Here is a 3,200-nt window from a genome sequence, read left to right on the forward strand (position 1 = left end):
GCAGTTCGCCGTCATCTTCGGCGAGCGCTTCACACGGGCCATGGCGGCCTGATGTTCAACCCGCCGCCCGCACACGGAATTCCTGACAGTCCCCGGAACGCTCGGCAGTTGCTCGAGCAAGGGCAGCGCGTGCGGCAGTTCATGGGCCTGCCCCGGTGCGATCCGGAAGGCGATCGCGCGGCCTGCGCCGTCGGCGATCACGCAGGCCTTGGACCCATACCCGCCACGCGATCGGCCAAGAGCCTCACGATCATCTCGCTCGGCTGCAGATCCCCCCTTTTGGCGGCACCTGCGGCCTTCTGATGCGCACGCATGTTGGTGCCGTCGAGGAACACCATGCCCAGCTGAACGCCGCGCTCCTGCACGAGAGCAAGCAGACGCTCCCACACCCCAGCGCGCGACCACCGGATGAAGATCTGCGCCGCACGCCACCACGGCCCCATCTCGTGCGGGATTGCACGCCACTTGGCGCCGTTCTGATGTCGCCACAGGATTGCTGAGAGCGTGCGTCGTAGGTCTTGCGGCGGTGTCTTCGCCTTCGGCCGACACGCCTCAACCAGCGGCTCCAGAACAGCCCATTGCGCGTCGCTCAGCATCGTCCCTCCTCACGTCGAGGGCACAAAACGCGTGCTATGCCAGATGGTTCAGGCGACGACAGACCCTAGGATCGCGGCCCAGGCCTTGATTGCGGCATCGGTCATCTTCTCGAAGCGGTTGAAGCAGCCGAAGGTGACGTGCCGGTTTCTTGTGACGGGCGCTGTCTCGGCGACATCCGGCGCCGGTAGGAACGGCCGGTAGCAGGTGCCAGTGCCAGGCATCCGCCAGAGAACCTCGGAATGCAGGTGCTCGGTCTCGCCGATCGGATCATAGACAGCGTCGGTAAGGCGGTAGTCTATGGCGGCCAGTCCCGTGGTGACTGGCAGTCCGATCCAAGTCACCTGAACTGGCGCAGGCTTGCGCGCGAAGACCATTAAGCGGTTGCCGCCGCTATGGCCGGCTAGGTCTATGAGGATGTCGGTGCGATCGGCCTCGATGAGGTCCGCCACGGCCTCGTCGTCGAGAACATCGATTCGGCGCCAAGAGTCGAAACGGGCCTTCAGCGTCTCCGTCACCGCGTCTTCGCGACTGGTGTTGCTATAAGCGAGGAGGTCAAAGCGTTCCCGATCGGCATAGTGGAGGAAGGGTTCGAGGAACCGCACCACCGGGTGATCGCGAAAATCCGCCGAGACGAAGCCAATGCGCAGGCGCCGATCCAGATTGCGATCATTGGCGAAGGGCCGGATGCGCAGCAGCGCGTCAGCATGGCAGCGGCCGTAGGTCTTAGCCTTCTCCGAGAAGCTTTCCACCGAACTATGCTCGGCAAAGAGCTGCGCATGTGCAAGGTTGCAAAGCGCGAAAGCGGCGGCGGGATTGATTTCTAGCGCCTTCTCCAAATTGGCGATCGCCTCTTCGGTGCGCCCAAGGCGGTGTAGCACCGCGCCGAGATTGTTGTGAAACTCGGCCGAGCCGGGAACCCGAGCGATCAGATCGCGCCAACAGTCAGCGGCGTCCTGCTGGCGCCCAGTGTCCTGATACACGATGGCGAGATTGGCGCGGGTGTCATCCAAGGCAGGGTCGAGTTCGAGCGCCTTCTCGAAGGCCGAGCCAGCAGCGACCAGGTTGCCGATTGCCTGGAAGGCGAGACCGAGATCGGCGAAGTACGTGGCGTTGCCGCTGTCGCGGTAGATCGCGATGGTGATCAAATCGATGGCGTGCTGCGCACGCCCGGTGCGCAAGGCGGTGAGCCCGGCAAGATGCACCGCGTCACCATTATCTTTGTCGATAGAGATTAAGAGTTCGAGGAGGCACTCGGCGTCCTCGAGCCGCCCAGCGGCGAAGGCGAGGCGAGCGTTCGCGCCGAGCACCTTAACCAGCGGCTGGCAGTGCTCGGACACGATCTGGGGTGAGAAGCCGTGCACCAGAAAGTGATCGAGGATGCTACGGGCGTCTGTCACCCGGTCGCAGGCGAGCAGCGCCCCGATTAGTGCCACCCAGCGAGAGGCCTGCTCAGGTGCCGAGCGAAGCGCCGCGGTGTGATGAAGGACCGCACGGGCATGATCGCTCAAGAGCGTAGCGATGAGGCCAAGATTGTAATGCGCCGCTGCGTGTCCCGGATCGAGATCAAGGCATCGCCTGTAATGCTGATCGGCTTCGTGCAGGCGCCCGGCGGCATGATGGGCGGTGGCCATATTGAGAATGGGTCCCACCAAAGCCTTCGGCTCCCGCAGGGGCTCGCCCCGGCTCATCGCAAGTCCTTCCGACGTCACGGCACCATCGGTCGACATGCTTAATGACGTGTAAACTAAATTAAGGCTTCTATCGCGGAGCGCCACCGGGTAACGTTCCGGTGTAGCTCGCTGACCGCGAGGCCGTCAGCTCCTCAAACTCGCCTACTCGGCGTCGAGCTCCTGTTGGACCTGCTCTGCCCGTTGCTGACGGGTCGCGCGCTGCGCTACGGGCGTGAACAGCCGGCCGAGAGCGGCTGGAATGAGCTCAGGCACTCGGAAGCCCCGCGTTGCTATTCGCTGACGTCCGGATCCAGGCTCCCGCCTCGCCGGACCGGCGGCGCCCCGGGATACACGAACCGCCGCGAAACCCAGCCCTCGACCCTCCGGTAACGGACGAACACCCAGTTGCCATTGCGCTCGCCAGTCGGGACGATGCCGCGCCCGTCGGGTGGAATCACGCCTACGATCCGCGCGTCCGAGGTTGGAAACTCGCGGACGTTCAGCACGTCGTTCGGCGCGGTGTCGATAACGCGCAGCGTCGCCTGCGCATATGCACCGCTCGCTCCGGTGACGGCTGCGAAGAGGCCGGCGAGGAGTGGGCGCCTCATCTCAGGTGGCCCTTCGACATCAAGATTCGGCGTTCTCTGGGGCGAGCCGCATCGCTCGCAGCTTTGCCGTCCGCTCGTCGAACGCTTGTCGCTCTGCCTCAACCTCCGCCCAGACCTCGTTGGCTTGGTTGTGCCTCTCTGCAGCCTTCGCCGCCTTCGTCTCCCGATAGCCTTGAACGTGGCTGGGATTCTCGGACATCGACGCTCCTCTCAACCTACAGGCGAAAAACCTAGGGTTTGGACTCGATCAGCACCAGAAGGCGATGACGGCGGCCAGAGCGAGGGCCGAGGCGTAGTTGCGTGCGAGCTTGTCGTAGCGGGTGGC

General features: G+C 64.2%; 3 protein-coding genes and 1 pseudogene. All 4 read right to left on the reverse strand.

Features of this window, described 5'->3' with window-relative positions; translation table 11 throughout:
- Positions 1 to 93 precede the first annotated feature (93 nt).
- Positions 94 to 596, reverse strand: a pseudogene (locus BM314_RS29830) (IS5 family transposase); the annotation flags it as partial.
- A gap of 48 nt (positions 597 to 644) precedes the next feature.
- On the reverse strand, positions 645 to 2,324 hold the full coding sequence (locus BM314_RS29835; RefSeq protein WP_091982173.1) for a tetratricopeptide repeat protein: 1,680 nt from the start codon (positions 2,322 to 2,324) through the stop codon (positions 645 to 647).
- 233 nt (positions 2,325 to 2,557) lie between these two features.
- Positions 2,558 to 2,875, reverse strand: a complete 318-nt coding sequence (locus BM314_RS29840; RefSeq protein WP_091982176.1) for an SH3 domain-containing protein — start codon at positions 2,873 to 2,875, stop codon at positions 2,558 to 2,560.
- 19 nt (positions 2,876 to 2,894) lie between these two features.
- Positions 2,895 to 3,074 carry a hypothetical protein gene (locus tag BM314_RS30420; RefSeq protein ID WP_139237929.1) on the reverse strand — a complete coding sequence of 60 codons (180 nt, stop codon included), beginning with the start codon at positions 3,072 to 3,074 and terminating at the stop codon, positions 2,895 to 2,897.
- Between the last annotated feature and the right edge of the window lie 126 nt (positions 3,075 to 3,200).

Origin of the sequence: Methylobacterium sp. 13MFTsu3.1M2 (genome assembly GCF_900112625.1) — a bacterium.
In the GTDB taxonomy this organism is placed as follows: domain Bacteria; phylum Pseudomonadota; class Alphaproteobacteria; order Rhizobiales; family Beijerinckiaceae; genus Methylobacterium.